Origin of the sequence: Serratia sp. ASV30, from assembly GCF_016428815.1 — a bacterium.
Taxonomy (GTDB): domain Bacteria; phylum Pseudomonadota; class Gammaproteobacteria; order Enterobacterales; family Enterobacteriaceae; genus Chania; species Chania fonticola_C.
This window is the reverse complement of the sequence record NZ_JAELTL010000015.1, coordinates 1-26,429: the sequence shown is the minus strand read 5'-3', so window position 1 is coordinate 26,429 and position 26,429 is coordinate 1. Positions and strand designations below refer to the sequence as shown.

Genomic DNA, 26,429 nt, shown 5'->3' with positions numbered 1-26,429 from the left:
CGATCATACCGACCAGCCGGTATGTCATTTTTGATCGAGGTCAATCCGCTTCCCCTAAAGGTCTGACCAATCCTGAATAATGATAGGTAGGTCAAACTATTTTAGTTATCAAGGAATTAGGAAAGTTTTTGCTAGCTTAATCGGGGGGCTAACTGGAGCGTTTAGGCTGACAAGTGGCTCGGGCGGCTCCCTCTCCCTGTGGGAGAGGGTTGGGGTGAGGGGCTACAAGATCCAGTCCAGCAGTAAAATACCGACCAGGCTGATCGCCCAGGCTATAGTGGTGGGCACTGACCAGACCATCATCTGCTGCTTCACGTCCTTAATCCCCATCATCCTGTTGACTACCCAAAACATGCTGTCGTTAAAGTAGCTGAAGAACAGCGCGCCCATGGTGGCGGCCTGCGCGGCGGCGAGCATATTGACGCCGGGCAACTGGCTGACGATGGGGGCCGAGATGGACGCTGCGGTGATCATGGCAACGGTGCCCGACCCCTGTATCAAGCGCACCAGCGTAGCGATAAAGAAGGGGATCAACACCGGAGACAGCGGCAGATTGGCGACGTGCTGAGCCAGCAAGGTGCCAGTGCCACTTTCACGCAATACCGCCCCTAGCGCGCCACCGGCACCGGTCACCAGCAGGATAATCCCGGCGGCCTGCAAGCCTTCCTCCAGTCTCTCCAGCGTCTCGTGCTTGTCTACCTTGGGCATCAGGGTGTAAACCGCCAACAGCACGCTGATGGCCAACGCAATCACCGGTGCACCGAGGAAGGCAAAGGCTTGCCCCCACAGGCTTTCCCCCAGCCAGGCCATTCCTTCAGCCTTGGCCAGCATAGTGTTCACCGCGTTGATAAAGATCAGTACGATGGGCGCGATGATTGGCAACAGCGATAGCGTTAAGCTCGGCAGCACCTTGGCCTCTTTCTCGGCCAGATAGCGCTGGTGGGCGGTCCGCAGATCTTCCGGCTCCTCATCCTGGTTTTCCGGCGTAAAATCAGGGTAATAGGTACCGAGCCAGCGCGCATAGATCACGATGCCGATCACGCAGGGAATGGCCAGCACCAGCCCGGCCAGCATCATGGCGCCGATATCCACGCCGAAGATCCCCGCGACGCCTAATGGGCCAGGGGTTGGCGGCACCGCGTGGTGGGTAATGATCAGGCCGCCAGCCAAGGCTACACCGAGCGTCAGCAGGTTGCGTTGCCCCTTCTTGGCCAGCGCTTTGACCAGCGGATAAAGGATGACGAAGGCAGAATCGACAAAGATCGGGATGCTGACGATATAGCCGGTGATCGCCAACGCCCACTCTTCGCGCTTTTTACCCAGCCACTTGATAAAGCTGAAGGCGATCTGCTCCGCCGCGCCAGAAACTTCCAGCACGCGGCCCATCATCACCCCCAGACCAATGACAATTCCGATGCTGCCGAGCGTGCTGCCAAACCCTTTGGAGATGGTATCTACCGTTTGCATGGCGCTCAGCCCGCCGCTGATCCCGGCGATAGAAGCCGCCGCCAGCATGGCGATCAGTGCGTGAACCCGGGTGCGCAATACCAGCCACACCAGTACGAATACGGCCACCGCCAAACCAATGATGGGAGTATAAAGTGCCATAATCAGCTCCCGGCCTGTGGCATCTCATCGCGCATAAAGGCGCGGATGACCTGTTGGAAGTTCTCATCGGCGAAGAACCCTAACGCCAATGCGCGTTGCACATCGAAGTTGCCTGGCCAACTGGCGACAATGCGGTTGATGGCTTCATCCGGCACAAAGCTCACTTTGGCACGAGCCTGCTCACCGGCTACCTCCTCCAGTGCGGCTAGCATCTGCTCCACCGTGACACTGATGCCAGGCAGGTTGACGATGCGTGAGGTGCCAAACTGCGCGGCGGGCAGCGTGGCAGCATGGATAAAGTTGCGTACCACGGTGCCGGGGCTGGACAGCCACAAAGCCAACTCCGGGGAGACCGGGCAGACGGAAGGCTCCCCGTGCAGCGGTTCACGGATGATGCCGCTGGCAAAGGAGGAGGCCGCCTTATTCGGCTTGCCGGGGCGCACGCTGATGGTAGGCAGACGCAGCACACGCGCATCGACAAATCCTTTGCGGGCGTAATCGTTGATCAACAGCTCACACAGCGCCTTTTGTGCGCCATAGGAGGATTGCGGCTGCACGGCGCAATCATCAGTAACGGTGTCCGGAAGCTGGCCACCAAACACTGCCAACGAACTGGTGAAGATAAACTTCATCGCTGGGGCATGGCGGCGAGCGGCCTCCAGTAGCTGGCGAGTCGCGTCGAAGTTCACCTGCATCCCGAGATCGAAGTCGCTTTCTGCATGGCTACTGACGATGGCGGCCAGGTGATAGAGCACGCTGCACTCACTGTCGATCAACCGATCGGCGGCATCGGGTTGAGTGAGGTCGAGTGCCAGGCAGCGAACTCGTGGATCCGCTAGCGCGGCGTTTGGTTGCTGGATATCAGCCAGAACCAGTTCGTCAAAAGGCAGCGTATTGTCTTGCAGCAGCGCGGCTGCCAAGCGTTGACCCAAAAAACCTGCTCCACCGGTAATGATGACCTTCATGGTTTTATTCCTTTTCCTGTAGGGGTTGTTATCAGAGGTTGATGCTGTGCAGCCGCACGCCACGCTCTTGGAGTTGCTGCTGCGTTTCTGGCGGCAGGGCGGCATCGCAGATGATGTCGTCGAGCGCCGTCAGTGGGCAGACGCGAAACATGCCGTACTTGCCGTATTTACTGCTGTCGGAGACCAGCACCTTGCGCCGGGCCACGTCCAGCAGCGCCTGTTTCACCAGCACTTTCTCCTCGTGCGGGGTAGATAGGCCATGCTCTAAATCCCAGGAGCTGGTGCTGATAAAGGCCACGTCGATATTCAAGGTGCGCAATAGCATGGCGGCGCAGCTGCCGACGCAGGAATAGTTGCGTTGATCGACCCGCCCGCCGGTGTGAAACAGGTTGAGCTGTGGGCGATTCATCAGGTGCTGGATAATGGAAAAATCGTTGGTGACTACCGTCAGGTTGAAGCGCTCGGCCAGTTGGCGGGCGATCTCGAAGCTGGTGGTGCCCGCGTCCAGGTAGACCACCTGGCCATCCTCGACCAGCCTGGCGGCATATTTGCCGATGGCCCGTTTTTGCCGGTGATGCAGTTGGGCCTTCTCTTTGTAGGCCAGTTCCTGGCGTAGTGCGTCACTCAGGCGCACGCCGCCGCTGACGCTAATCACCTTGCCTTCTTCTTCCAGTTGATGAATGTCACGCCTGACGGTCATATGTGAAACGCTCATCAACTCGGCCAAGGCCACGATGGTGACCAACTGATACTCATGTACATAGCGATAGATAAAATCGCGGCGTTCCGATGGGATCATGCTCAACTCCGGGTCGGTAGCGATGGTGCCGCTGGATGGCTGTTATTTTTTGTTATGTTATTAATATTCAATCATTTGATTTAACAAATAAACGAGGGTTGTCACAGAAGGGTGGGTGGGGGACTGTAGAGTATTTTGGTGAAAAGTTATTTGTATTCAATTGGTTGTTTTTTTTATTTGCGATAATGGGAGTCACAGAAGGTTGTGATGAAAAGTGTGAGGTGTAACAAAAAAGTGCAGGATGGTGGTGGGGCAGCAGAGTAGATTGGCTGATGGCAGCCTATCTGCCCACTGCATAAAATCTGCTTCTTGGAAAATTATCCAGCCACTCACAAATCGGCTCGATCGGCTCCCTCTCCCTGTGGGAGCGGGTTGGTGTGAGGGGCGATCGCGGTCACTGATGAACTCAATTTAGAGTGATAAATGAGCAGAGTAAGCCGAGAAAATCGACGGGTGACGTTTTTTTCAACATTCAACTCGTTGAATGCTTGATAAGTGTTGCGCGAGGCAAGTGGGAAGGTATAATGCCCACGTTTTCCGCATACTACTTCAGTGCCGAAGTGGCGAAATCGGTAGACGCAGTTGATTCAAAATCAACCGTAGAGATACGTGCCGGTTCGAGTCCGGCCTTCGGCACCATTAGTCAGTACGCAAATCAAGTCGCCTTCGAGCGGCTTTTTTTGTGCCTGAAATCCAGTCCCCGCAAGGCTCCTTGAGGTTTTTCAGACAACCTGATTCAATCAACATCAACTTAGGGTTTACGTACGAACGTCTGCAATTTGCTTTGCCACCGGATTGATTGAACGGAAAAACTCAGTGATTTCATTGCTAACCAGTGCTCAGCACTCTAGGTGTCGTATGTTTGCTAGGGTTATCCATTCGCAACTCTAAATGCTTCAGACATTCGTTCCTGCTCCCGAAGAGGTAGTCCCAAACCATCAGCAATTGTCCTCCATTGAGCCACGATCCCCATAAAGTTTTCAATAATTTCATCGGCCTGTGCCAAGTTCAAACGGAAATATTCAGCGACTTCGCGTGCCAGTTCGAGATCTAGTGCATTATCTGCTTCGGTGATATTAAGCTTTAGGCCGTCAGACCAGGGAACGGGATTCATATCGTAGGCTGCAGAAAGCCGCCAGCCTTTGCCAGGGACCAAAATGAAACCATGATTGCGTAAGTGATCATCGGTGTTAGAGACAAGAATATTGAAAACAATCCTTGACCAGAGTTCTTGCAGGTCGGTTTTTGTTTGTGCGCCATGTCTTATCAGGACGTCTGCAAGTTCAAGATAACTGACACCTGTAGAGGCATCATCACCATCTTGATGTCTGGTCATTGTCATGGCAGAAGCAAAATGAAGGCGCTGGCCGGATCCTGTACGGTCGAACCGACGGACCATAAAGCAGTGGTAATCGCAGGCATATTTATGCGCTTCAGCTGTTGCGACGTTCAGCCCACAACCCACGGCGAGAGCATTGGCTACCATCTCCCAGCCGCCAACATCGTAATCATCTTTGGTGCTGGGAAATTTTGCGATATAGAGATGGCCATGCTTGTCCACGACACTTGCTTTGGGCCTTGCCCCACCTAGAGAGCCACCTGGCGCAATGAGCATCCGCAACCATTCCTGACCCTGTAGGGATGTATTGTCTGGATCATCTTCCAGTGCGCGGCTTGCCCTTTCTAAAGCGTGAATTTCGGTAAAGGGAGGTGCCGCTTCGTCAGCTCGGTTATCAAGAAATTCACCTTCATCATTAAGCTTGTAGCGTAGAGCTCCTACTCGATAAAGATCATGTACACCCAAGAGATAATTTGATTCGTATAGCCTGGTTCCTTCAGCTTGGATACCGGCACGAATATCCCGTTCAAGGCGACGCTTCATCAGTATTCGGCCCCAGCGATCGGGACTGGAGTCACCAAATATACCGAATTTATCCCGTGGGTGAGTGGGGTACTGGGCACCCTCGAATAAAAGAATTTCTGGATCAAGTTGCAAACGATTGAGGTCGGGATCAGTCAGTGCTAGAGGGTCATACTGAAATTCAAACAACTCTCGCGTACGAGTTTGTCGGCTATGCAGCAAGCCAACTCGCTTTGGCCCGCGCATTCCATCCCAGTCTGCATATACCCCAATCATCGCCATCGTTAACTCCCTTTGATTGACTTCTTCAATGGTTTCAGCAGGGCAGCCAGATCGGCCGACGTTGTGCCTGTCGCTTTGTGGGCTGTATTGTTTGCTTCGGAGCCAGCTTTTGTTGTTGTAGCTGCCTGCTTATCTGATCCTTCATACCTGTAGGCAGCCTCAGAGCGCGGCTTTTTGTCTACCGGTGCTTTATTGGGTTTTGCTTTGGAAGTGAAAACGATGTCCTTCTTTATCAGCCGGGAATCCTGAAGTTGGCGGCCTAGTTGATCTTCGGCTGCCAACTTATTCAGATCGTTTTCAAGCCCTAACACCTGCATGACAGATAGATATGCACCTATCGTTACGCCTGTTCCCCCGGCTTCAAGCGAACGTAGCGTCATTGGCGACATACCAGCCCGTTCTGCTACCTGTTTAGCCGTCAGCTTGCGCCGAAGACGCGCAAGCTTCAGCCGCTCACCAAAATCAGTCAGCAACTGGTTAGTTGTAGGAAGTAGTGGTGCTGTTTTTTTCGCCATAATATCAATATTTTATCTTTTTAGTACAGATTACACCATAATATTAGCATAATTTTGACATGAAGCAGCAAGGGGGATGACGTGTGATACTAATATTTTTACTAAAAATGGTTTAAAACGCCAGAATATTAACACTTTTGAAATGGCTTCGAAGGAGGGAAGGGGATTTGTACGTATTCACTAGCCCCGTATCTGCATCGTCCATTTATGCAACGTCTGTGTTACCTGGGCTCTTATGTTCCTTGCAGATAGTCTACCCATACTAAAAGCACTCCGCTGGACCTCTGGGGCGTCTAGCTTAAGGTTTTGCCCGCTTTCCAGCTTAGCCAGCAAGGATTATCATACTATCGAGACTACAGATCTAGAGAGTGTGCTATGCAACATATTATTGAAGGTTTTCTCAGTTTCCAGAAAGAGATTTTCCCGCAGCGTAAGGAACTCTTCCGCAGCCTGGCCTCCAGCCAGAACCCTAAAGCGCTTTTTATTTCGTGTTCTGACAGCCGCCTGGTACCCGAGCTGGTGACCCAGCAAGAACCGGGGCAGCTTTTCGTTATCCGTAACGCTGGCAACATCGTCCCTTCCTTTGGCCCGGAGCCGGGTGGGGTGTCGGCGACCATCGAATACGCGGTTGTGGCGCTAGGCGTTACTGACATAGTGATCTGCGGCCACTCGAACTGTGGTGCCATGAAGGCTATAGCTTCTTGCCAGTGCCTTGACCCGATGCCTGCTGTTGCCCACTGGCTGCACTATGCGGACGCGGCAAAAGCGGTGGTAGAGAAGAAAACCTGGGATAGCGAAATCGACAAAGTTAACGCTATGGTTGAAGAGAACGTGATAGCCCAGCTCAACAATATCAAGACTCATCCGTCCGTTGCCGTTGGTCTGCGCGACAACGCCCTGCGCCTGCACGGCTGGGTGTACGACATCGAAAGTGGCGAGATCCGCACGCTGGATAAAAATACCAAGAATTTCGTTTCGCTGGCGGATAACCCCGAGGTCTACTTCGAGTAAAAGATGCTTGCTCTTGGCCATGATACTGAATCCACGTTTCGACGTGGATTTTTTTAGGATTAGATCTAATTAGTTGAATATGATTAATAATGTTCGCTTTTGATACTCACTAAAAACCTTGGCAGATTTCCTCGATATGGAGCTGTCCCTTATACACAACTCGGCATCTTGCTGTTTTTTATAGGCGTTACTTTAAACTTGTCAATTTGCCGCCCGAAAAATTCTCTTTAAAATCAGCCTGCTGTGTTTCTCAAATTACGGCCATTTGACCGCAATTTAAGATGGGTACAAGAGACAGTAATATGGAGAGGGGATGGAAAATTCATGTTCAATTTACTTTTCTTGGCTAGTGACGGGTTAAACCGCCCTGCAGCATCCAATGGAATAACTCGCTAGTGCGTCTGAAATTCAATTTTTTCATTGCCGCGCGTTTGTGCGAGCTTATGGTTTTCTCCTTGATACCCATGCAACTTGCAACGCTGGCATGCGCTTTACCCTGCTTAAGATGATGCAGCACTTCTTGCTCACGCGGTGTGAGTGGCTCGTGGAGACAGACTTTTGCTGTTTGCTGAGTGTCTTCGGGCTGCGGTTGTTGTGAAAGCAGGATGTTCTCAATGAGGTGTAAAACGGTGCTCACCGATTGGTGCCGGTATAAGATATTGGACGTTGCCACACCACGGTATAAGTGCTGTAGATGAGCATCTTTTCTATCCGCGATGGCAAAATAAAGCGTCGGGCTACTGTCCCCAGAGGAAGAGGCTGGCGCAATAAATGTGCCACAGCGAATGGCCTGAAAGATAATATCAGCAGTTATTCCATTCGAAGGGCCGGTATAAAAGCGGATCTTTTTATTTTTAAAATAGCTGGATAGGGCCATAGCGAGTCCTGCAATGAAAAAATTATCATCGTCTATGATGCGGATGGTCAATGTTTCCATCATCATGGCATTGTTCGTGCTGTTCATGTTCTCTTCGTCCTGGTTTACGCTTCTTGGTTTGAGTCATCAATTTTTTGACGTCACGACTCTTGGCTTTTATCTGCACGCGTATCGACTGATTCCGGTATTACAGTGCGGGTTACGATATTAATCACCGGATAAAAGCCGGCTATGCAGCGGCAGCAATAGGCTAACCAACAAGATGCTCTGCATTCAAGTTAATGACTTTTAATTGCTGTATCTGGTTAAATGATTTGCCCGGTGGTGTTTTATCAGTTTTTTATCCTGCAACTTGCGCTGGCGACTAGCGTATTAGGCGGTGTTAACTAGGGTGGTCCTCAATTAACTTTAGCGGGATGGTATTAATAAAGGCTTAATCAGTGAGTGAAAGATGATTAAGCCTTTTGGTTAAGTTAATCCAATGTTCTAGCACAAACAAAGTGGGGGTTGGTTAACCCTTTAATAAGATATGCATTATTATTTAAATGCTTTGTTTCCATATAGAATGCGACGCCTGGCGCTTCTGGTAGCACGTATTCTTGCCAGATTTCGTCTGGTACATTATCTATGGGATGGCGCTCTTCCCGGATAATCATGGCTTTGGAAAAGTCTTTAAAGTCGGATTGCTTCATGGTGACGAAAACTCGCCTGGAAAATATATAATTTTTCCCTTCTCCTTTGAGGGAACCCACTGTGAGCGCCTCACTGCTGCCTTCATGGGCAGTGATGATGCTAATATCAAGATTGAGTTCAAGTTTCTTGCCCTCCTTTGTCGCTATGTGCGAACTCAAATGAGTATCACAGCGAAACGGTTTCCAGTGCGAGCGGTTGAAATAGTGATAAACGCCACTCAGGATGACAATAACGATGACAAGGCTGGTCAGACCGATAATAATTCTGTTCATGTGAGCCTACTCAACCTGCTTGAAGTTGTTGCAGTTTTTATAGTTTGTATCGTTATTCTTGGTGCAAACCGACATAAAATGAACCTTAAGGAATTCGTTGGTAGGACGTGCTTCCATATAATAGATGTCAAGATCGGTCTGCGCACAATCGATCCCTTCATTGGCCAGCATTTTTCGCGCATGTTCAGATTGCACGGGGTCATGCTTACCTTCATTCAAAGTATAGATATGGCATTTATCCAGGATCCCGATGAGCGCAGGCTGTTCATTCTTGCTTAGGGTCACCCATGCCGCCGCCGCCGCGGTGACGCACAGAACAAAGAGCAGAGACAATGCCAGAATTTTCATTCTGCGTAATGGTTTTTTTGAGCTTGTGTTCACACCGGCCGCTACGACGTTATCCACCGCTGCCGGTTGACTCGACGGCTGAAGTTCAATGTGTTCAGCAGAAGCCAATTCTTTGGGGGGCTTGGTTTCTGGATGGATTTCCGCATCCAATTTAAAGCCTATGCGCGGCACCGTGATCAGAATGTCTTTACTCATCCCAAGTGCCTCAAAGGCTTTTCTCAACTCGCTGATATGGTTGCTCAACGTGGCGCCGGACGGAGAAAACCCAAAATCCTCCCAGACATGCTTGAGCAGAATTTCACGCGTCAATTCAGTTTTATTATTCTTTATCAACTCGCTTAACAATCTTGTCGCCGGGTTAGATAACCCTACCGTTAGTTGGGTATTATTCCTCAGCATTAATAATCGACTTTCCGGATCGAAAATCAGTGTTAGATTTATTATGTATTTCATGCGGATACCTATTTGATTCTGGTGTACAAACATCAAAATATTCAATACTAAGATTAGTCTTGAAACAAGATTAGTAGAATCTAGGGTAGGTCAGCACTGGCAGTCAACTCCTTTTGAGGAAATTATTTTCCGCCTGAAACAGGGTTGAAATTAAAGGAGTTTTAGTTTTTAACGGGTCGCCATTCCTTAGTTTTACATGCTGATATGTCGGTTAATTTTATTTAATTTCAGAATTTTCATCCAATTTTTTGCTATTAATTAGATTTTTTAGCTTTTTAATTTTTTGGGATATATCATATTTCCAGTTGCCGGTAGCTATGACATGGCATGCAGAAGAGAGGCGTAAACCTCTCTTTCATGTGCCGGTTGTGTGAACCTGAATAATTGGCGACTTCACACAAATGGGAATGGACCCTTTAAAGGATAAAGTTGAAATGAAATTGAATAAAATCATGATGGCCGCAGTTTTGGCATTCGGTACTATTTCTGGTGCACAGGCTGCAGATGAAGGACATGGTAAAGTTACCTTCACTGGCTCTATTATTGATGCACCTTGCTCAATTGATCCTAAGTCTGTTGATCAGACCGTTGATCTGGGCGCAGTGTCGAACGTTTCCCTGCTGAATGGTGGTAACTCTGACCCGAAGCCGTTTGAAATTCGCCTGGAAAAATGCAGCCTGGATACCGCGAAAACAGTGACCACTACTTTTGATGGTGCGGCTGGCAAAAATGGCCTGTTGGGTATGACCGGTGATGCCAAAGGCGCCAGCATTGCAATTACCGATGGCAGCAATAACCTGATTGCACTGGGTAAACCAAGCGCGGGCCAACTGATCAGCGCCGGTGCTTCTGAAGCGACTTTGGCCTTCAGCGCTTATCTGAAAGGCGACGGCGGCGATGATAAATCTATCGTTCCGGGTAAATTCCAGAGCGTGGCCAACTTCATTCTGAACTACAAATAATTTGGCTTGTTGACAGGATTAATCATGTATGCGGGCCGTGCCCCGCATACATTCTTGCCAGAATGACTCGTGGGAGAATGATGAGATGAAACAGCCAGGAATGCTTTATTCGGCGTTTTGCCTGTTAATGCTGTTACCAATGCAAAGCAGCGTGGCTGCGGCGGGTTGGGGGCGGGTTAACATGCAAGGCGCCGTAATTGAAACGGCCTGCGCCATTGATACCAATAGCCGCGATCAGACTATTGATATGTCAGTAGCACCATTGAGCCAAATTATACGCGATGGGCAAGGTGCTATTCGCCCATTCAGTATTCGCCTGGTTAATTGTGTGTTAGGACGCATTGATGAAAATTTAGCGAAGTGGCAACGCTTTCAGGTGACATTCGATGGGCGGGTGGATAATGGATTATTCGGTGTCGACGGGCAAGCTCGCGGCGTTGCGTTACAGCTTAGCGACAGCGAGGGAAATATCGTATCACCTGGCAATCCAACGCCGTTGCTTGATATTACCGAAGGTGACAGAGCACTAAATTATTCGCTGCGGCTGGTCAGCAATCAACAGAAATTACGCAGTGGAGAATACACCTCAACCATTAGGTTTAAAATGGACTATTACTGATTGGATGATAATAACGTGGAAAAACGTTAGGTTTTAAATCACCAGATGTGCCTGTCACTTATTTCCTGTTCGTGGAAATACAAAGTTTTTCATTGATAGCGCTGGCGTAAAAATAAGAAGTAAGGGATTGATGAGCATGATAATGCCGAGCTGGAATTTATTACCCTTCCGCCCTCGTGCAGTAGGGATTTGTATTGCCTGCGCGTTGGGTCTTTTTGGGTATTACGCCAGTGCGGAAGAGGTGCAGTTCAATACCGACGTTCTGGATGTAAAAGATCGCGAAAATATTGATCTGGGCCAGTTCTCGCGTGGCGGATATATCATGCCGGGCGATTATATGATGTTGGTGCGCGTTAATAAGCAGGAGCTGCCTGAGCAAACCGTTACTTTTTACCCGGCGGAGCAGGACGCTGACGATAGCGCCGCGTGCATCAGCCCGGCAATGGTAGAACAGTTCGGCTTAAAACCGGACGTGAAAGAAAAACTGACCTGGTGGCATCAAGGTGAGTGTCTGTCGGTGGATAGCCTGCCGGGCACGTCGGCGCGTGCCGATTTGGGCAGCGCCAGCCTCACTGTTAGCTTGCCTCAGGCCTATCTGGAATATGCCGCCGACAACTGGGATCCGCCGTCGCGTTGGGATGAGGGCGTGCCAGGGTTGCTGTTGGATTATTACCTCAACGCGCAGGCCCAACGGCAACAGCAGCGGGGGCAGCAGGGATATAACCTCAGCGGCAACGGCACGGTGGGGGCCAATCTGGGTGCCTGGCGGCTGCGGGCAGACTGGCAAACGCGGCTGGATCATCAAACCGGTCGCGGGCAGCCGACGCAGCAGAGCTGGGACTGGAGCCGTTATTACGCCTATCGCGCGGTCCCGCGTTTGGGGGCCAAGCTGTCGGTCGGGGAGAACTTCCTGTATTCCGACATTTTTGACAGTTTCCGGTTTACCGGTGCCAGCCTGATCAGCGACGACAGTATGTTGCCGCCGAACCTGCGCGGTTACGCCCCGGAGATCACCGGGGTAGCACGCACCAACGCCAAGGTGGTGGTCAGCCAGCAGGGGCGTGTGCTGTATGAAACCCAGGTTGCGTCCGGCCCGTTCCGCATTCAGGACATCAATGATGCGGTCTCTGGGCAGTTGGATGTGCGGGTTGAAGAACAGGACGGCAGCGTACAGGAATTCCGCCTCGATACCGCCAGCATCCCGTATCTGACCCGGCCGGGGACGGTGCGCTACAAACTGGCGAGCGGCCGCCCCTCGGACTGGAAACACAATACCAACGGGCCGCTGTTTGCGACCGGCGAGTTTTCCTGGGGCGTCAGCAATGGCTGGTCACTGTACGGCGGCGGCGTAGCGGGCGGTGATTACAACGCCCTGGCGGTCGGTATCGGGCGGGATCTGATGATGTTCGGTGCACTGTCGTTTGATGTGACCCAGTCGCGGGCGCGTTTGGCACAGTTGGAAGACGCCACCCTAACAGGTGGTTCTTATCGGCTGAGCTACTCGAAAAACTTCGATGAGTACGACAGCCAGGTGACCTTTGCCGGCTACCGCTTCTCGGAGCGGAACTACATGTCGATGAGTGAATTCCTGGATGCGCGCACCTATGGCACACGCAACCAGAACAGCAAGGAGATGTACACCATCAGCTTCAGCCAGCACTTACGCGATCTCGGGTTAAGTGCCTACCTGAACTACAACCATCAGACTTACTGGGACAGCGCGGCCAACGATCGTTACACCCTGACGCTGTCACGTAATTTTGATATCGGCCGGTTCAGGAACCTGAGCCTGTCACTGACGGGGTATCGCAATAAGTATAACGGCGTCAATGACGACGGCATGTACCTCTCGCTGTCGATGCCGTGGGGGAGCAACGGCTCGGTCAGCTACAGCGGCAGCTATGACCGTAACGACAACACCCATCAGGTGGGGTACTACGATCGGCTGGAAAACGGCGATAGCTATCAGTTGGGCAGCGGCATCTCACGCAACGGTGCATTGGCGAGCGCTTATTACACCCATCAGGGCGATATGGCGCAGGTAAATGCCAATGCCAGCTACCAGGAGGGGCATTATTCGTCGGCCGGGATATCGCTGCAAGGGGGGGCGACCGCCACCGTGAAAGGTGCGGCGCTGCACAGGTCAGGGATGATGGGTGGCACCCGCATGATGGTGGACACCGGCGGCGTGGCGGATATTCCTATTGGCGGCTATGGCGCGGTGACGCGCACCAACCGCTTCGGCAAGGCGGTGGTGACGGATGTCAGCAGTTATTACCGCAACCGGATCAGCATTGATGTTAACAAGCTGCCGGAGAATGCCGAAGCGACGCGTTCAGTGGTGCAGGCCACCCTGACCGAAGGGGCGATTGGTTATCGCCGATTTGAAGTGATCGCCGGTGAGAAAGCGATGGCGGTGATCCGCCTGGCGGACGGTTCGACGCCGCCGTTTGGCGCCACGGTGAAAAACCGCAAACAGCAGGATGTGGGCATTGTTAACGATGGTGGCAGCCTGTACCTGAGCGGCATTAACCCGAATGAGGAGATGACCGTGCGATGGGACGGGCGGGCGCAGTGTGCGCTGACATTGCCGGAGCACATTCCGCAAGACGATTTGGCCAACCTGTTGTTGCCGTGCCGCCTGCTGCCGGTGGAGACGGCGGAATAACGACGGAAACGTATTTAGCCATGGGGCAGGCCGGAGCTGTTTCTCCCCCTCCCCGGCTTTTTTATTGAATTTAAAGAAAGTGAGTAATTAATGATGAACCTAATGAGTCAATCCCTTTATTCGTTGGCGGGCAGCTTGCTGGCCGGGGTGTTGGGCCTTCAGCAGGCCCAGGCCGCGATAGCGCTGGATCGCACCCGGGTGGTGTTTAACGGTGGTGAAAAATCGACCAGCCTGACCATCAGCAACGAAAACAAGCAGTTGCCATACCTGGCGCAAGGCTGGGTGGAAGATGCGCAGGGCAATAAAATCACTACGCCTTTGACGGTGTTACCGCCGTTACAGCGCCTGGAGCCGGGGGCAAAAAGCCAGATCAAGGTGCAGGCCTTACCGGCCGCCAACCTGTTGGTGCAGGATCGCGAGACGCTGTTCTATTTCAACCTGCGTGAGATCCCGCCAAAGAGTGAAAAGCCCAACACGCTACAACTGGCGTTGCAAACGCGGATCAAACTGTTTTACCGGCCAAAAGCACTGAGCAATACCGAAGGTGCGGCCCCTTGGCAGGAGCAGCTAACGCTGACCAGGCAGGGCGACAAATACCAGGTGAACAACCCAACGCCGTATTACATCACCATTGTGGATGCCAGCAGTAAACCGGGGAGCGCCAGCGCCAAGGGTTTTGAACCGGTGATGGTGGCGCCAAAAGGCAAAGAGATGTTGAACGTCGGCGTGGCAGCGCTGGGCAATGCGCCGGTGCTGACCTATGTCAATGACTACGGCGGCCGCCCGCAATTGCAGTTCAACTGCGGTGGTGCTGAGTGCAAGGCCAAGCCCGTCAAGCCAAGCTGATAACCGGGTGTAGAGAGGGAACTGAACATGCAACAGCGAAAACAACGGAGCGGCTTCCTGTCTTGCCCTGAGCGGCAATATCTGTTGGCCAGGGTGGCTGCGGCACTGATGGTGCCAGTGGTGATTGGCAGCATGTTGGCGCTGATGCCTGAGGCAGGCGCGGCGGATAACTGGAACGTTGACGGTGCTAACGGGGTGTTGCATGTGCGTGGTGCGCTGACCGAAAGCGCCTGCCGCCTGGAGATGACCTCGGCTTATCAGGATGTGTGGTTGGGGGAAACCGGCACCGCCCGGTTGGCGCAGATTGGCGCACAGGGCACGCCGGTGGCGGTGCGGTTGCGCTTGCAGGATTGCCTGCGTACCCCGGCGAACAACCGCGATGAGCGCAATGGCAATCTGTTGTGGAGTGCTCACCAACCGGCGGTGTCGCTGAGTTTTGTTGCCCCGGCGGATGCGGATAACCCGCAGTTAATCGCGGTGCGCGGGGCATCCGGCGTGGCGTTGCGCATGGTGGACCAACTCGGCAGGGATATCCGCCTGGGGAGCCGAGGTGCGCCGTTGATGCTGGCTGTGGGGCAGGATCAACTGGACTATGTCGTAAAGCTGGAGCGCACCCGAGCGCCGTTGCAGGCGGGGGCCTATTCGGCTCATGTGGATTTCAGGCTCAATTATGACTAAGGCGGGTGATGTGGAGACAACGATGTTATGCAGGCTGGGGCCAGCGTTGTCTGCGGCGTGCCTGGCACTGATGGCCTGGGGCGGATGTTTCCCGGCCTTGGCGAAAACGGCTACCGCCACGGTGACCGTCAAAATCACGTTGACGGCACCGCCATGTGACGTCAACGACAACAAGCTGATTGAAGTGAACTTCGGCAACGACGTGATGACCACCCGTGTGGACGGCGAGTACAAAAAAATGCCGATCAACTACACGCTGAAATGCCAGGGTGGCGCGTCAAATGCGGTGCGGATGCGGATTGATGGTCAGGGGGCGGCGTTTGACGCCGGGGTATTGAAAACCAACAAGACGGATTTTGGCATTGCGCTGCTGAACAACGGCAAGCGGCTGCCGATCAACGGTTGGTTGAATTTTACTTATCCTGATCAGCCAACGCTTGAGGCGGTGCCGGTGAAGCGCAGCGGTGCCAGGCTGAGCGGCGGGGCGTTTTCCGCTGGCGCGACGATGAAGGTGGAATACCGATGAAAGGTTATTCAGGCATGGTCTTGCTGCTGGCCTGCGGAGCTCTGAGCACCCCAGGGCTGGCGGCGGAGAACATGAAGTTCTACGGCACCCTGGTTGAGCCCCCGGCTTGTACCATTAATAACGGTGGCAATGTTGATGTCGATTTCGGTAACCGGGTCGGGGTTAAAAAGGTGGATGGGGTGAACTATTTGCAGCCGATGAATTACCAGATTAGCTGCGTTCCCGATGCCAATGCCTGGCGGATGACGCTGGAAATAGCCGGGAAAGTGGCGACTTACGACAAGGCGGGCGTCATCACCAATATCACCGATCTGGCGATCCAGATCAGGCAAAACGGCGTTCCCTTCGAGCTGAACAAGCCGATAGCCATCAACCCGACTAACCCGCCACAACTGGAAGCGGTGCCGGTAAAGCGGCCAGGATCGACGTTAAAAGAAGGGGCGTTCGAGGCCACGGCTACCCTGAAGGCGGTTTACCAATGAACGGGTGTGGGCAACAGCTTAATGCAGTGCTGATCGCCGGGGTTCTGGCGTTTAGCGGGCAGGTACAGGCCGACAACGTTCGCCTGCATGGTGCACTGGTCGCCGAACCCTGCGTGATTGCGCCGGGGGACGAGAACGTGCGGCTGGATTTTGGCACGGTGATCGACAAATACCTGTACGCCAATGAACGCACCCACGGGCAGGCGTTCGATATTCGCCTGGGGGAGTGCGATCTGAGCCTAGGGAAAACGGTCAAGGTGACCTTCAGCGGCACGGAAAACCCGAGCCTTAAGGGGTTGCTGGCGATTGACGGCGGCAGCAAGGCCTCCGGCATCGCAATCGGTATGGAAACCCAGGGCGGCCAACCTTTGCCGTTGAACAAGGCCGGTGAGGGATACCGGCTGATTGCTGGCAATAACACCCTGACGGTGCTGGCCTATGTGCAGGGGGAGCCAGAGGCGATTGCCCAGCGGCGAATTGTGCGCGGGCCGTTTAGCGCTATTGCCACCTTTAGACTGGAATATGAGTAAGGCGGCATCCGACTGGCTGGCAGCAGCGGCGCTGTGTTAAGCAACTGCATAGAAAATTATCGTATACAGCGCCTGCGGCTTTACGAGCAGGCCCGGCGGCGGGGGATGTCAACAGCAGACTCCAACGCGCGGGTGCAGGCGTATGATATGCGGTGGAACAGATGGGTGAACGGCATGTTTCTGTGCTGCTTTGCCATGGTGGAAACTCAAAAGGATCCAGTATGTTCTTGTTGAACAAATACATCTTGGTTATGTTGTTATGTGCTGCGTTCGTATCCGGATACGCCAAATCCTCGGCTACACTCGAAAGTGCAGATGGGAACTATCCTCCAACTTCTGTCAAGTTCACAGGGTTTCAGGGGGAAAAAGTGAGGGACTTTGCCGACCAAGGCTACAAACCTCAGTGCACCATTGAGGTGTGGATTCCGTTCGAGGGGGTGGGGACAGTGAAATATAGCTTGTGGATGTGGGCAACGTACGGAGGTGACAACATCCCACGGTGTTGGGGCGCTCCAGCAGGTATCGTTTGGACACCTGCGGAAAAGTTTGAACAGGCGCGGAACATCGCATTGGCCGCCCCCGCGATGCCCCTCTCCAGTATACTGTACGGATATTATGGGGAATGTTCCGTGACTGTGTGGTGGGGGGTTGGGTACAATGGGGCTCAACGGGTTATATCTAATTGTACTCCCATATCCACGTCTACGAGTTGTGCCGCTGACGTACCTCCTACCGTGGAACACCCGGCAAATACCACGGGACATATCCGTAGTACTCAACGGGCCAATCTGCACCTCAGATGTGACGGAAGGACGAGCGTCACCGTGTCCGTACCAGAGTCTGACCTTGTATTAAGGAAAGGGGAGTCGACCATCGCCACGAAGTTCTTTATAGGGGAACACGGTCAGACGTCTACTAATCTGACCGTGGCCAACGAAGGAATTGTGTCCTTACTCAGCGTCATCGATTCACAGGGAGGAGATGTCGGAACTTATATTGGATCCGTAGTCGTGAACGTTACATGGGATTAATGGGAGGCCTCCAACCGGACATACTGTCCCCGTATCTGTGTTCGGGAGGAGGTTGGATGGTGGTTAAGTAATATTGGACATGAACTTATTGTGAGGTCAGTCCCTGTTGACCGATTTTTCCTCAGTTAACCCGCCGTTGAAATTTCGTGAACGTCAATTGCCGTTGGTCTGCGCGACAACGCCGTGCGCCTGCATGGCTGGGTGTACGACATCGAAAGTGGCGAGATCCGCACGCTGGATAAAAATACCAAGAATTTCGTTTCGCTGGCGGATAACCCCGAGGTCTACTTCGAGTAAAAGATGCTTGCTCTTGGCCATGATACTGAATCCACGTTGCGACGTGGATTTTTTTATGGGCAGATCTATTCATACACCTCGTTAAGGCTTTGCTCCTACGTTTCGTTCGACTTCCTGCCTATCGTATAGCCGATGTTATCTGCAGTGTTATCACAGTGTTGGATGGCGTGCTGAGCATGCCAGCTGTTATGAGTGGGGCTGCCTGGCTATGACTAGCACAGCTCCTGAAAGGGATAGGGGGCAGAAAACTCGGTGCTATCGGCCTGGCCTCCTTATCTGGTATATTCGGCTAGGTAGAAATTATTTAAGCAATCGGGGGCAGGTCGTTAATGGAAAACGAAGAACATATTAGTAACATTATCAAAACGCACCTCGAAGCGACATTAAACGATCTCGGGGAATTCATCTGGGCGTATGTGGTGTTATCGAAAAAAGATATGTCCTGTATCTTTGGGGTAACCAACTATCCGGGGGAATGGGTAGAGCATTATAAAGCCAATGGTTTACAGTATACCGATCCGGTGGTGATCACCGCGCTAAACCGGTTAACGCCTTTTTCCTGGGATGAAAATCTGATGACGGGCGGAGGTTTTCATTTTTCCGAACTCTTCGAGCGGGCCAGGAAATTTGGCTTGAATAATGGCTATACGTTTGTATTGCATGATTATAATAATAACCTGGTCACCTTATCTTTTATTCTTGCTCCTGAAACCAGAGCGGAATTAACCCAAACGCTGATCCAGAATAAAGGTGATATTTCTGTTTTACTGGCGTCAGTGCATGAGATCTACCTAACCCTGAATTCGCTGTCGGAAAAAAACGCCTCTCGCTCGGAAAAAAGCGCCCAATTTACCGAACGGGAAAACGAAATCCTCTACTGGGCCAGCGTGGGCAAAACCTATCAGGAGACGGGGATGATCCTCGGGATCACTACGCGTACGGTCAAGTTTCATATGTCCAACATCGTCAAAAAGCTGGGAGTCGCAAATGCCCGGCATGCAATACGTCTAGGTGTGGAACTTCAACTGATTAAACCGGTTAGTTGATTACAAAGAAGGCTCAGCCGCCAGCGGCCAGTCGTTCAACCTGGTTTCGTCCGCTGCGCTGTGCTTGCTGAATATCTTGGCTTTTAGCTTCCTCTGGCTCTCAGAATCGACATGGCCGAGCAACAGATAGACCGGCTCATCTTTCTCGGAAACACCGGTTTCCAATACGGTGACATTCCAGCCCGAGGTTCTGATGATATGCATCATCGGATGGCTGGCGACGGCAAGAATGCCATCATAGTGATGTTGCCGCGCATAGTTAATCAGTGAGAGAAACAAAGCCATAGTGACGGGAAACTTACGGCCTAACAGCGAATGGGTTCTTTCTTTATCCACGAAGAAACGCGTGGATTCAATGTAGTTGCCTTCTGGAATGTTGACATTGTTAAAGAATGAGGAAAATGTACTGTTCAACATATTATTGTATTTCATATCTATCATCCTGGTTCCGCATATAATCATGCCGTTCTCCACGCCAAAAATATAGTTGGTCTTGTCATTGTCAAACTGATCGACCTCCTTGCCATCCGAACAGTCGACTGCCCATTGCAGTCTGTCTTTAAAGGTGTTTTTTCTTAACATAAAAAGATCTTCAGATTTCTCATTGCTCATTGAAGCATAGTTAACGCTGTAAATAGTAAACATAATGTCACCTGTGAATGAATATATAGAGATAAGTTCATCCGGTAACATCAGTGAAGTTTCATTAAGAGCATGCCGGTACAGAGGAATGATAATGCTTTTTAATAGATTTACGTAACCTTATTATAGGAATTAACGGGTTTTTAGCTGGTGCTGGGAAAGGTGTTTTAGGCGGCACTCCGGGCTTAAAAGTGATATGTTTCTTAGCGCATGCGAAACGGAGGGATCTGCAAGCACCGGCAACTTTTACCCATTTTTTACATCTTTATACAGATAACAGACAACTCGCTGGCCGAGACGGGCAAGAATGGATGCGATTCTTTTGACAAGGAGCTTCACCATGGATCTGAAATGTATTTTTGCGTTATTCACCCTGTCTGTGCTGCCCTGGAGTGCTAGCGCAGCCCCGGCGGCCCCCAAGGTCGTCGTCAAGTCTGAAGTTGCCTCGCCCGTGGTGTTGGAAAATACCCAGGATAAAAACTACCTGAAAATCTCGTTGGTGGGCTATCCGCTGCCGCAGGAAAAACGCAGCCCGATCAATCTGGCACTGGTCATCGATCGCTCCACCTCAATGAGTGGCGATCGTATCGAAAACGCCAGAAAGGCGGCGATCGCCGCTGTTAACATGCTTAACGGTAATGACACGCTTTCGGTCGTTGCCTATGACTCCGGGGTTGAGGTGGTGATCCCGGCGACCAAGGTCAAAGATACCAAAGAACTGATTAATAAAATTAACAAAAGTATTGAACCGCGTGGGATGACGGCGCTGTTTGCCGGGGTGAGCAAGGGTATCGATCAGGTGAGCAAGCATCTGGATAAAGAGCAGGTTAATCGCATTGTTCTACTTTCCGACGGGCAGGCCAACGTTGGGCCGACCTCCAACAGTGAGCTAGCCGAGCTGGCTAAACTGGCGGCCAAGAAAGGTATCGCCATTACCACCATCGGCATTGGTGATGGTTATAACGAAGATCTGATGACCACCATTGCTGGCTATAGCGATGGCAACCATGCCTTTGTTGAGCAATCCAGCGATTTGGAAAAGACCTTCGCCCACGAGTTTAACGACGCCATGTCCGTGGTGGCACAGGATGTGGTGGTGGTGATCAAAACCGCCGATAAGGTTACGCCGGTTCGCCTGCTGGGGCGTGATGGCAGCATCAGCGGCAATACGGTCACCGTAAAACTGAACCAGCTGTATTCCAATCAGGAAAAATATGTTCTGCTGGAAGTGATCCCGGCCAAGGGCAGCAACGCCCAGAGCAAACCGCTGGCCGATGTTAACGTGCGTTACGCCAACCTGAGTACCAAGCAGGTCGATACCTTCAATGAAAAGGTGGTGGTACGTTATAGCCAGTCCGCTAAGGACGTGAGCGCCGCGCAGGTTGATGAGGTGTTGGTGGATTCGGCCATTCAGAAGGCAGCGATTGAAAATGAGCGCGCGGTAGAGCTGATGGATGCAGGCAAAATGGAAGAGGCCAAACAGGTGTTTAGCGCTAATGCGGCAGCCCTAGAAAGCTTGCCTGTCAGTGCCGCCCCAGCCAGACAAAAAGCCGAAGCTAGCGCGCAGAAGAACAAAGAGCTGATGGGTAAAATGGAGAGCGACAGCAAGGAATCGACCCGCAAAGCGGTGAAAGAACAGAACTACAACATCAAAACCCAGAAGAACCAGTAGCAAGGAGCCTAATGAGCCAGCGTACTTCCAGAAGTTTGACGGTTTTTATCATTATCACCGTGGCGGTCTTCAGCCTGATCGCCTATCTGGGAGTGCGCACCCTTGAGCACGAAGTGTTGTTACGCCATTACCAATCCCAGACCATGGCGCAGACGCGCGCCGTTCAGGCCAGCGACAGCGTCATGGATATTCTGCGGCAGAAAGCGACGCGGCTGGACGCGATCACAGACTATATTCAACCCAACGAACAGGCGCTCAAGGAGCTGGTCGAGAAAGATCACGACATTGATGGCGTGTTTGTCCTGCAGAAAAATCGGTTGTTGTACCCCGACGAAAATGGCCCGCTGAGCCAAAAAGAACTCGCCTGGGTTCAGGCCATCACGCCGCTGGTGAACGATCCTTCTTTGCTTTACGGTCACAGCGTAAAAAGCGAAATGGCTGTCCCACAATCCGGCTGGTATATCACCGGCGAGGTGCAGGAGCCGTTGCTGATTTACTGGCGCACTATCGGCAGCGATACCATCGGATTTCGGGTTCCTTATATCAAGCTGTTGTCGGACGTGATTAATACGGTCAACGTCGATTTTGGTAGCGACACGCTGGTGTTGGTAGAAAACGGACGCCTGCTGTACCAAAGCAATCCTTACGTCGAGCTGGGAAACCTGCAGCCGCTGGCCGAACAGAGCCTGCCTTATCCGCTTACCGGCTGGCAGGTGAGCTATTACGGCAAAGCGGCCAGCACTACGGCGGTCTACCTGTGGGGCGGGGCGTTTATCCTGCTAATGTTGGCCATCATGGGTTTGATCATTTTCCGTCTCTACAGGGAATATACCCAGACGGCACGGCTGGCGCGCCAGCAGGTGGGTTTTGTCAGCCAGGTGTCCCACGAGCTGAAAACGCCGCTGACCAATATCACGCTGTATGCCGAGTTGCTGAAAGAGGAGCTGGACGAACAGCACGACGAAGGGCTGCGTTATCTGGACGTGATTATCGGCGAGAGCCAGCGCTTATCGCGCCTGATCCAGAACATTTTGAGTTTTACCCGTGAACCGAAGCTGCACTTTCAGCCCATCGATCTCAAACCGCTGCTGACGAAGATTGCGCAGACTTTCATGCCGTTATATCAGGCCAAGGGGATGGCGATCTCACTCTCGTTAGGCGAAAGCGTGGTGGTGCAGAGTGATATCGATCGCCTGACGCAGATTATCAATAACCTGCTGAGCAACGCAGAGAAGTACGCCACTGCCGGTAAACAGGTCGATATGCTGGTGGCGTGCAGTGCAGATCATGTCGATATTCACGTGCGGGATTATGGTGCCGGTATCGCCGAGAAAGAGCTCAGGATGATTTTCCTGCCCTTTTACCGGGTGAAGTCAGGCATTACCGAGGGCGTTTCGGGCACCGGCATTGGCCTGACGATTGCCCAGCAGCTGGCACACAGCCTGGGCGGGGAGATCCTGGTTGCGCCGCAGTCGCCTGGGGTGCGCTTCACCTTGCGGCTGGCGCGCGCAATACCATCGAATAACTGACGACAACAAACGGGCTACTGCACCTGATTCCGGCACCGTACCAGCTCCCTCTCCCTGTGGGAGAGGGTTGGGGTGAGGGGAAAACACAGCACCGCAGGCGATAATCGAACATCACCGCTAATAGCATCAACCACAGGGAGTCATGATGAAAATACTGGTCGTTGAAGACGATACGAACATTCGCCAGGGATTGGTAGAAGCGCTCTCCCGCGAGGGTTACAGCCTGATCGCCGCAGAGAATGGCAAAGTGGCGCTGGAGATGTATCAGCAGGAAAAACCGGATTTTATCATCCTCGATATCATGATGCCGGAGCTGGATGGTTACGCGGTATGCCGTGAGATCCGCAAACAGGATGAGCAGATCCCGATTATCTTTTTGTCCGCCAAGGATGAAGAGATCGACCGGGTGGTCGGGTTGGAACTGGGAGCAGATGATTACATCAGCAAGCCGTTTGGCATTCACGAGATCCGTGCCAGGATAAAGACCATCGCCAGGCGTTGCCTGCGCAGCAAGACCGCGCAGCCAGATGCCAGTTTTTGCTTTGGTGATTTAACCGTTTACCCGAATGAGCTGTGCGCTCTGCGCCAAGCGGCGCGGCTGGAGCTTTCACTGCGGGAGATTAAAATCCTGGAGTGCCTGCATCAGCATAAAAACAAAGTCGTTACGCGCGAGATGTTGTTTGATGCCGCCTGGGGTTATGACTTCCTGCCCAATAGCCGCACGTTGGACCAGCATATCTCCAAGCTGCGCAAGACCATTGAGCTTGATGCGAATAGCCCGTTGCTGATCCGCACTGTGCATGGGATGGGGTATCGGTATTTGGGGTGAAGGCTGCGTGGGTATTATCTCACCCCTTAAACACCTGCCCACGATGCCACTCCACAAACCTATCCAAAGGATAATGTTCGGCACTCTTGGGAAGCCAAATCGCCTTGCTGGCAAAATCCCAGAACAGCCGCTTGACCATCTGGCTGCCGTTCACGCCTGCTGAAAGCAGTAGTTTCATGCTCGCAAAACGAAAGGGATTCAACAGCTGCTAGGCAAGCATCAGCCGTTCAGCCTCCACCTTACTGACTTTCTTACAGGGGCAGTGGGAGTCTTTATTTCAACGCGTGATCGGTTTGACAAGCTGCCATTCGGCCCTCAGCCTGATGGCATGTTTGGCATTGGTCACACCCATCTTTTTCACAATATTGCCGATATGGAATTTTATCGTACGGATCTTCACGTCTAGAATAATGGCAATTTCCTGGTAGGTTTTACCCATGCTGGCCCAATAGAGCACCTCGTTCTCTCGCGTTGTCAGGGGATCTTTTTCTACGCTGGAGTTATCGCGATTATTTCGCTCGGTTTCCCGGTGCCGGGTGGTGATCCTTTCGTGGACGTTAGCCAGCAGCATCTGCAAACGGGCCTTGTTAGGGTGTATTTGGCCCTCTATATCGATGGATTTGTTATCATTAAGCGTTAGCGTCAGCATCGCCAAATTATGATCGTGGTCATGCAATACAAAGGTATAGCCAGTGGTAATATTATAGTTCTTTGCATGGCTGAATATATCTGAGGGCTTTAGACTTGGATTTATTGGCGTGCTTTCATCCCAGGGAAATGGCGAGACTCTTTGCAGGGCGCAGAGCACCACGGGATCGATGCATTGGTAGTTCCTTTCTTTATAGATATCAATCCATTGGCTTGGGTAGCTGGAGGTTATCACTGTCTCCATAAGGTCTTTCTTGTTAAGTATCATATAGGCGTATTTGAAATCGCCAAATTCCGCTATTTCTTTATCCAGATGGTTTTTAAATGCATTTTTTTCATCGTGGCTAGCAGAAAACAATGTAGACATCAGATTACCTCAATCTGAAATAATAACGCTACTAACATAACTTGTGGGACAATAGTCTAGCCTAACCGTTATTGAACACCAGATAATATACTGGCTTGCCGGCGATTTTCGATAAAATAGCAAAAAAAACCTGACCTCGTTGGGTCAGGTTGCCACATTGGCCAACACCAGGGAAATTTTTACTGCCATTATCTTAAAGCCATTTTCTTGGTTGAGGCAAGCGCTCTATGCTGGATTTTGGCTGTCTATCACCATTATCCGGCTTAGGATTAGTATTGCCTTACGTTGATCATTACAGCGGCATGGCATCTGCATTGATATTCTTGCTGCTAACTCTTGGCATTATCTGAGGGGGTTACTCAGAGTTGCGTTGGTAACTCACTATTATTTGATCATTATTTGATCAGTCTTGGGCCTGCTTTTATAACGAAAAACGCTTGTTAGACCTCAATATAACCATATTGAGTCCGCGTTATTGCTGTTTACAGCCTACTATAAGACGCTAATCGAGCTGTTGATATCATCGGGTGGAACCGGTCCGCCATGCAGGACTTCTCTGGATATATCCTGTATCTACAAAAGCAGGTGGGGCTGGCTCGTGCCGAAGGGGAGCTGTGCTATGCGGCCAGCCGTTGATTTTTCCTTGTTCCCGAGTGGAGGAGGCGTCTGGCACCTCTTGTCGGGTGAGATCATTGTGTTGCTCAATAGATTGTTGTCACGGTAATCCGAAGCTTGATCTTCACCGATAGCTAAAAAATTGAGGTCTCAGCAGTGGGCTGGAGGCCTTGAAACCGCTCTCAGACGGGTTCTTATGAGATAAAACGGATTTTTTTCAATGAAAAAGTGATGATAATCACAAATAAACACCCTTAAATCGCTCATTAAATGGTCATTCCGTTGCCATTATGTTGCATTGTCGTGTCTGGTAAACGGGAGAGGGTGAGACTATTCTGGTTCATGAGCTAAGCAACACGTTATAGCGCTCCTTTTATGGAAATGTTCTTGATCATCCTTGCGTATTATTTGTCCGTTAATACCCTTTATCTACTGCTGTGTCAGCATTTTTTAAGATAAAGCTTATTTGTGATGCGTGGATTATTGAAGAATATTCTTAGTCCGTTGCGAGCTTCCTAATTAACGTTTTAAACTAAAATATATACTGTTAATCCTAGGAATCTTCAGAATGAATAATAACAACTTGATAGGTATTATCGATGAATATGGTCATTCGCGATCGTTTTAACCGATTTTGAATAATTGTTTTTAGCCATTAATATTGTTTTGGAAATTAAGAAATAACTTAGTTTCAGTAAATGGTATTCTGCTCATCCAACGGCGTAATGGAGTTGGTAAACTGTCTCTTATACACATCT

Annotated in this window: 23 protein-coding genes, 1 tRNA gene and 2 pseudogenes; 15 read left to right on the top strand and 11 right to left on the bottom strand. The window is 51.5% G+C overall.

Going from position 1 to position 26,429, the window contains the following annotated elements; translation table 11 throughout:
* Positions 1-222: 222 nt before the first annotated feature.
* Genes JHD74_RS09110 through JHD74_RS09100 form a run of 3 tightly spaced genes read right to left on the bottom strand, consistent with a single transcriptional unit; the run spans position 223 to position 3,372 of the window.
* Positions 223-1,611, bottom strand: a complete 1,389-nt coding sequence (locus JHD74_RS09110; protein ID WP_024529399.1) for a GntP family permease — start codon at positions 1,609-1,611, stop codon at positions 223-225.
* Complete coding sequence (denD, locus tag JHD74_RS09105; RefSeq protein WP_199062472.1) at positions 1,611-2,573, bottom strand: D-erythronate dehydrogenase; 963 nt, start codon at positions 2,571-2,573, stop codon at positions 1,611-1,613. Before denD ends, JHD74_RS09110 begins: the two co-directional genes overlap by 1 nt.
* A 31-nt stretch (positions 2,574-2,604) precedes the next feature.
* Complete coding sequence (locus tag JHD74_RS09100; RefSeq protein ID WP_199062470.1) at positions 2,605-3,372, bottom strand: DeoR/GlpR family DNA-binding transcription regulator; 768 nt, start codon at positions 3,370-3,372, stop codon at positions 2,605-2,607.
* Positions 3,373-3,926: 554 nt separating this feature from the next.
* Here JHD74_RS09100 and JHD74_RS09095 point away from each other — a divergent pair.
* A tRNA-Leu gene (locus tag JHD74_RS09095) sits at positions 3,927-4,011 on the top strand.
* A 232-nt stretch (positions 4,012-4,243) separates the two neighbouring features.
* Here JHD74_RS09095 and JHD74_RS09090 read toward each other — a convergent pair.
* Together JHD74_RS09090 and JHD74_RS09085 are read right to left on the bottom strand one after the other, a co-directional pair.
* Positions 4,244-5,515, bottom strand: a complete 1,272-nt coding sequence (locus JHD74_RS09090; RefSeq protein WP_074028383.1) for a type II toxin-antitoxin system HipA family toxin — start codon at positions 5,513-5,515, stop codon at positions 4,244-4,246.
* A gap of 2 nt (positions 5,516-5,517) precedes the next feature.
* A complete protein-coding gene (locus JHD74_RS09085; protein WP_074028385.1) occupies positions 5,518-6,030 on the bottom strand; it encodes a helix-turn-helix domain-containing protein in 513 nt (170 codons plus the stop codon).
* Positions 6,031-6,405: 375 nt separating this feature from the next.
* Here JHD74_RS09085 and JHD74_RS09080 point away from each other — a divergent pair, with 375 nt between their 5' ends.
* Positions 6,406-7,041 (top strand): carbonic anhydrase, encoded by a 636-nt coding sequence (locus JHD74_RS09080; protein ID WP_024530881.1) that lies wholly within the window; start codon positions 6,406-6,408, stop codon positions 7,039-7,041.
* Between the two features lie 346 nt (positions 7,042-7,387).
* On the opposite strand, the gene JHD74_RS09075 is transcribed toward JHD74_RS09080, so the two are convergent.
* From JHD74_RS09075 to JHD74_RS09065, 3 genes are all read right to left on the bottom strand, one after another.
* Entirely contained in the window at positions 7,388-8,005 is a 618-nt protein-coding gene (locus tag JHD74_RS09075; RefSeq protein ID WP_074028386.1) for a LuxR C-terminal-related transcriptional regulator, read from the bottom strand.
* 386 nt (positions 8,006-8,391) lie between these two features.
* A complete protein-coding gene (locus JHD74_RS09070; protein WP_199062468.1) occupies positions 8,392-8,883 on the bottom strand; it encodes a FidL-like protein in 492 nt (163 codons plus the stop codon).
* Positions 8,884-8,889: 6 nt separating this feature from the next.
* A complete protein-coding gene (locus JHD74_RS09065) occupies positions 8,890-9,684 on the bottom strand; it encodes a winged helix-turn-helix domain-containing protein (RefSeq protein ID WP_199062467.1) in 795 nt (264 codons plus the stop codon).
* Positions 9,685-10,118: 434 nt separating this feature from the next.
* Here JHD74_RS09065 and JHD74_RS09060 point away from each other — a divergent pair, with 434 nt between their 5' ends.
* The 10 genes and pseudogenes from JHD74_RS09060 to JHD74_RS09015 all read left to right on the top strand — a co-directional run bounded on the left by JHD74_RS09060 (position 10,119) and on the right by JHD74_RS09015 (position 19,369).
* Positions 10,119-10,646 carry a fimbrial protein gene (locus JHD74_RS09060; RefSeq protein ID WP_074028399.1) on the top strand — a complete coding sequence of 176 codons (528 nt, stop codon included), beginning with the start codon at positions 10,119-10,121 and terminating at the stop codon, positions 10,644-10,646.
* 85 nt (positions 10,647-10,731) lie between these two features.
* Positions 10,732-11,265: a fimbrial protein gene (locus JHD74_RS09055; RefSeq protein WP_199062465.1), complete on the top strand. Its 534-nt coding sequence runs from the start codon at positions 10,732-10,734 to the stop codon at positions 11,263-11,265.
* Between the two features lie 136 nt (positions 11,266-11,401).
* Entirely contained in the window at positions 11,402-13,933 is a 2,532-nt protein-coding gene (locus tag JHD74_RS09050) for an outer membrane usher protein (protein ID WP_370592623.1), read from the top strand.
* Between the two features lie 102 nt (positions 13,934-14,035).
* Entirely contained in the window at positions 14,036-14,779 is a 744-nt protein-coding gene (locus tag JHD74_RS09045) for a fimbria/pilus periplasmic chaperone (protein WP_275505122.1), read from the top strand.
* Between the two features lie 27 nt (positions 14,780-14,806).
* Entirely contained in the window at positions 14,807-15,457 is a 651-nt protein-coding gene (locus JHD74_RS09040) for a fimbrial protein (protein WP_065684347.1), read from the top strand.
* Positions 15,458-15,479: 22 nt separating this feature from the next.
* Positions 15,480-15,983: a fimbrial protein gene (locus JHD74_RS09035; RefSeq protein WP_065684348.1), complete on the top strand. Its 504-nt coding sequence runs from the start codon at positions 15,480-15,482 to the stop codon at positions 15,981-15,983.
* Complete coding sequence (locus JHD74_RS09030) at positions 15,980-16,465, top strand: fimbrial protein (protein WP_074028403.1); 486 nt, start codon at positions 15,980-15,982, stop codon at positions 16,463-16,465. The genes JHD74_RS09035 and JHD74_RS09030 overlap by 4 nt, the downstream gene beginning before the upstream one ends.
* Positions 16,462-16,995 carry a fimbrial protein gene (locus JHD74_RS09025; RefSeq protein WP_199062461.1) on the top strand — a complete coding sequence of 178 codons (534 nt, stop codon included), beginning with the start codon at positions 16,462-16,464 and terminating at the stop codon, positions 16,993-16,995. The genes JHD74_RS09030 and JHD74_RS09025 overlap by 4 nt, the downstream gene beginning before the upstream one ends.
* A 1,184-nt stretch (positions 16,996-18,179) precedes the next feature.
* Positions 18,180-18,323 (top strand): annotated as a pseudogene (locus JHD74_RS09020) (carbonic anhydrase); the annotation flags it as partial.
* A 329-nt stretch (positions 18,324-18,652) separates the two neighbouring features.
* Complete coding sequence (locus tag JHD74_RS09015) at positions 18,653-19,369, top strand: LuxR family transcriptional regulator (RefSeq protein ID WP_199062459.1); 717 nt, start codon at positions 18,653-18,655, stop codon at positions 19,367-19,369.
* Here the strand turns inward: JHD74_RS09015 and JHD74_RS09010 are convergent, their stop codons facing one another.
* The gene (locus tag JHD74_RS09010) at positions 19,370-20,014 is read right to left on the bottom strand and encodes an acyl-homoserine-lactone synthase (protein ID WP_199062457.1); all 645 of its coding nucleotides are present in this window, start codon (positions 20,012-20,014) and stop codon (positions 19,370-19,372) included.
* A 337-nt stretch (positions 20,015-20,351) separates the two neighbouring features.
* Here JHD74_RS09010 and JHD74_RS09005 point away from each other — a divergent pair, with 337 nt between their 5' ends.
* From JHD74_RS09005 to JHD74_RS08995, 3 genes are all read left to right on the top strand, one after another.
* Positions 20,352-21,683 (top strand): VWA domain-containing protein, encoded by a 1,332-nt coding sequence (locus JHD74_RS09005; RefSeq protein WP_186529849.1) that lies wholly within the window; start codon positions 20,352-20,354, stop codon positions 21,681-21,683.
* An 11-nt stretch (positions 21,684-21,694) separates the two neighbouring features.
* Complete coding sequence (locus JHD74_RS09000) at positions 21,695-23,212, top strand: cell wall metabolism sensor histidine kinase WalK (protein ID WP_199062455.1); 1,518 nt, start codon at positions 21,695-21,697, stop codon at positions 23,210-23,212.
* 145 nt (positions 23,213-23,357) lie between these two features.
* Positions 23,358-24,041, top strand: a complete 684-nt coding sequence (locus JHD74_RS08995) for a response regulator transcription factor (protein ID WP_074028409.1) — start codon at positions 23,358-23,360, stop codon at positions 24,039-24,041.
* Between the two features lie 19 nt (positions 24,042-24,060).
* Here JHD74_RS08995 and JHD74_RS08990 read toward each other — a convergent pair.
* Both JHD74_RS08990 and JHD74_RS08985 read right to left on the bottom strand, forming a co-directional pair.
* Positions 24,061-24,219 (bottom strand): annotated as a pseudogene (locus tag JHD74_RS08990) (restriction endonuclease); the annotation flags it as partial.
* A gap of 99 nt (positions 24,220-24,318) precedes the next feature.
* Positions 24,319-25,056 (bottom strand): LuxR family transcriptional regulator, encoded by a 738-nt coding sequence (locus tag JHD74_RS08985; protein WP_199062447.1) that lies wholly within the window; start codon positions 25,054-25,056, stop codon positions 24,319-24,321.
* Positions 25,057-26,429: the final 1,373 nt, after the last annotated feature.